General features: G+C 59.4%; 4 protein-coding genes and 2 pseudogenes. 5 read left to right on the top strand and 1 reads right to left on the bottom strand.

Annotated elements, in window-relative coordinates; genetic code table 11:
* Positions 1–45: 45 nt before the first annotated feature.
* The 4 genes and pseudogenes from tnpA (at position 46) to NUW23_02215 (ending at position 1,581) form a co-directional block, all read left to right on the top strand.
* Positions 46–435 (top strand): annotated as a pseudogene (tnpA, locus tag NUW23_02200) (IS200/IS605 family transposase).
* A 54-nt stretch (positions 436–489) separates the two neighbouring features.
* A complete protein-coding gene (locus tag NUW23_02205) occupies positions 490–549 on the top strand; it encodes a hypothetical protein (protein MCR4424990.1) in 60 nt (19 codons plus the stop codon).
* Between the two features lie 63 nt (positions 550–612).
* On the top strand, positions 613–1,305 hold the full coding sequence (locus NUW23_02210; protein MCR4424991.1) for a transposase: 693 nt from the start codon (positions 613–615) through the stop codon (positions 1,303–1,305).
* Positions 1,306–1,338: 33 nt separating this feature from the next.
* Positions 1,339–1,581, top strand: a pseudogene (locus NUW23_02215) (transposase).
* 121 nt (positions 1,582–1,702) lie between these two features.
* Here NUW23_02215 and NUW23_02220 read toward each other — a convergent pair.
* Positions 1,703–1,912, bottom strand: coding sequence for a hypothetical protein (locus tag NUW23_02220; GenBank protein MCR4424992.1), 210 nt, complete (start codon positions 1,910–1,912; stop codon positions 1,703–1,705).
* A gap of 1,213 nt (positions 1,913–3,125) precedes the next feature.
* Between NUW23_02220 and NUW23_02225 the strand changes: the two genes are divergently transcribed.
* The gene (locus NUW23_02225) at positions 3,126–3,395 is read left to right on the top strand and encodes a hypothetical protein (protein ID MCR4424993.1); all 270 of its coding nucleotides are present in this window, start codon (positions 3,126–3,128) and stop codon (positions 3,393–3,395) included.
* Positions 3,396–3,625 lie beyond the last annotated feature (230 nt).

Consider the following 3,625-nt stretch of genomic DNA (forward strand, 5'->3'; position numbering starts at 1 on the left):
TACTGCCGAATTATGCTAATGTATCTACGGAAGGACAAGACCACCATGGACTATGTGCGAGATGAGCACCGTGTACACCTTATCCTCTACCATGTTGTCTTCTGTCCAAAGCAGCGGAAGCCCGTAATCGTAGGGTCAACAGCTCAAGAGTGTGAGGCTCTTATTCGCCAGAAGTGCGCCGATAATGGTTAGGATGTCGTCGCCCCGGCAGTTATGCCAGAGCATGTGCACCTGTTCGTTCGAGTTTGGCCTACCACCTCCGTCGAAGATGTAGTCAAAGCAGTCAAAGGCGTTACATCTCATGAGCTCCGCGCGAACCACCCATCCCTACTCAAGCTACCGTCACTTTGGACCCGGAGCTACTCTGCCGCCAGCGTGGGCAGTGTCTCTCAGGAAGCCATCGAGCGCTACATTGCAGCACAGAAGGGAATGTAAGTGAACCGAGTCTATGCTTATCGGGTGTATCCATCCAAGACCCAGCAACGAAGAATGGAAGCCATCCTCGAGACCTGCCGCAGGTTCTATAATAGCCTGCTGGCGGAACGCTGAGATGCCTGGGAACAGGAAAGACGAAGTGTCGGCAAGGTTGAACAGCTTCGTCGCGTCAAGAACCTGAAGCGGGAAGACCCTTATGCCAGGGACATACATAGCCATATACTCCAGGTTGTGGTCGCGGACGTTGATCAGGCCTTCCAAGCATTTTCCCGACGCGTCAAAGCCGGCGAGAAGCCGGGGTATCCCAGGTTCAAGGGACGGAACCGCTTTTCATCTTTCGGTCTCAAGGAGTATGGCAACGGTTTCAAGCTTGATGGACGGCCACTCCGAATTCACGGAGTAGGTCGGGTTGCGGTTCGCTGGCATCGCCCATTGCCGTGCACGCCCAAGACGGTTCGAATCGTCCGTAAGGCCGATGGCTGGTACGCCATGTTCACCTGCGAGATACAACCGGTTACGCTTCCACCTACCGGACGCGATGTCCGTATTGATGTCGGTGTCATCCATGCTGTGGCTACCTCCGACGGCAAGGTCGTGCCGAGTCCCAAATACTATCGAAGAGCGCAGCGTCAATTCCGTATCCAGCAACGTCGAGTGGCCCGGCGCAAGAAGGGCGGCGCTAACCGACGTAAGGCTGTTCAGCTACTAGCCAGGCAACATCTACATGTTGCCCGGCAGCGCAAAGACTTCGTGGACAAATTGGTCTGCGGCTTGGTACAGACCTACGACCACACTGCAATCGAGGCTTTCGAAATCCGCAACATGGCAAGAAACCAGCACCTGTCAAAGAGCATTGTGGATTCGGGCTAGGGGTACTTCAGGAGCCAGCCACATAACAAACCGGCAGAAGCTGGCCGTGTGGCGGTTGAGGTAAACCCGGCTTATACAAGCCAGACACGCTCCGCTTGTGGCATGCCTTTTCCTGAACATATTGGCCTCTCGGTCAGAACCGTTTCATGCCCATCCTGTGGGCTAGTTCTCGACAGAGATGTGAATGCCGCCAGGAACATTCTTCGGCTGGGACGCAGCCATTGGGCGTTAACCTCTGCGGCGGCAGGGGTTGCCCAAGAAGCTGCCGGGCTTTAGCCCGCGCAGAGCGTCACGGCTCCCGGCCTGACTCCAGACGGCGTGCATGTGGGCGGGCGCGACGGTCAAAAGGCGGGCGTCTTCTGGCGCGTGGGCGGGCTCACCACGCGCCAGCTTCCTGTCATCCGCTGTTTCTCGCCTCAGGTCTCACCGGCGATGACACTACCGTCACACTGTTTATGACGACCTCCTGAGTCTCCCTTCTCTCCGGTTCGAAGGTTACTGTCTTACGTATCTCAACCCTCGGCAGGACTACAGTCATTTCATGTGATGCTGAACCCGGCATGATCCTCTCCACCCTCACCCACTGCCCCGCAATCTCGATTTCCACGGCATCCCGGGTCCGAGGCCAGAGTAGAATGGAGCGGAACCATGAGATGAGCCAGTGCACCTGCGCCGGTGATTCTACAATACGCCGCTGCGGGGTACTGGGCGGGTGTGAGCCGGATGTGCAGCGGGTGTGGATGGCTTGCCCCGCCTGGTCTTTTTCGGGGGTTGTCTTTGGCCTCGCTCTGCCCACAGTGCTCACCTTCCCTCCGTCGCAATGGTCGGTACAGATTATTCGGGCGCAGCGAAGCCTGCGAGCCCGTGTCTCCTCAGCGGACATAATGTGCCGATCGAAAAGGGAGATACTAGGTTCAGGTTCCAAGCTCGGCTAAGCGAGGTGTTCAGATGAGCAAGCGAGCGAGAAGAAACCACCCCTCAGCCCCGGTGAGCAGCAGATTGGGCGACATGAGAGAGAGCGAGCGTGAAGTCAGGGAGACCGCAGAACGGGAGATCCCGGCCATCCCGCAAGACCCGGGATCGCCCCGGCGTCAGCAGCCACCAGAGAGGCCCAGGCGGAAGGAAAGACAGTAACGAGGAGAGCGCAAGCCCGGGTGACTCCGGAGGCACCGTGGGAATGACAGGCCGCACCCTCCCGCCCCACCGAGGTGGGGCGGGAGGGTCTTTCACCACCGGGAAGGCTCAAGGGAAGCGGTCATTTCGGACCTTGAATCTCTTCGGAACTTAGCAGGCGAATGATGGAGCGGTACCCCTGCTATTCTTCGCGCCTCCCCTTATTCAACACGAACGAGATGAACGGAGGCGCCTGCCGGTTCCGTTTCCTCCAGCGTGGACCAGGTTGCTCCGCAGCCACGTGTTGCTCCGCCGCCGCGGGCTGCTCCGAGCTTCCGGGTCGCTTCTCTCCCCAGGGTCGCGCGGCGGCCGTGGGCCGCTCCGAGCTCGCGGGCTGTTCTGCGGCCTTGAGCCGCTCCTGACCCGCGGGCGGTTTCCCAGGCTCTTCAACGCGGCGCGGCGTCGCCTCTTCCGTCTTTGTCCGCATGCACTCGAGTTGGCTTGTCGGTCCCGTTTCGGTCTTCGGCTCTAATCTGTTCCCCGCTTGAGTCTCGCTCTTTCTCTCGGGGATGACTGGGGGTCTATACGGAACGAACCGGAGCACGCCGGTCTCCACGAGCCCGTCTGAGAGGCGTGGACCCGATTGTCTCTTGCCGCTTTCAGATACATCCACCGTAGCTCACTCCTCGTCTGTATTCAGGGTACGCATGACCTATAGGAACGCACACGTTCTGCCCCGCACAAACGCGGCGACTTCGATAGCCGTGATGCCTGTGGCCCCAGAGGCCTGGGTGCGGCCGGGGATGAAGCAGTTCAGCATATCTCTCCTCGTGACCTTGGCCGCAGTCGGAGCGGTGATGATCGGCGAGTACCGGGAGGCCGCAATCGTCACGTTCCTCTACGCTCTAGGAGGCCGCCTTGAAGGAGCGGTGTGCTCATCAAGGGGGGAGAGCGTCTCGAGAGGATCGGCATCTTAAACGAGGCTGGACGCTCGAACCTGGGCTTGGAGCAGTGGCCCGGGGGGGGGACCACGGTGAGATCCTGTGTCAGAGAGCTCGCCTCAAGCGGCCATGTTGTCGCCATGGCGGGCGGGTGTCGCGCAAATAGGCGCCCACTTTCGCAAGCTCTTGCAGGACTTGGGGAATCCTACTCCCACATGAGAGACTCAAACGGGAGTGACGAGGTTGGTAAAGCTCAGGGTGGGAGT

The sequence above is a fragment of the Bacillota bacterium genome, from assembly GCA_024655925.1.
In the GTDB taxonomy this organism is placed as follows: Bacteria; Bacillota; DTU025; order DTU025; family JANLFS01; genus JANLFS01.

Bases quoted from the DNA above. Each gene is read 5' to 3' on its own strand.
- NUW23_02225 (MCR4424993.1), top strand. From the start codon at position 3,126: ATGACCTATAGGAACGCACACGTTCTGCCCCGCACAAACGCGGCGACT.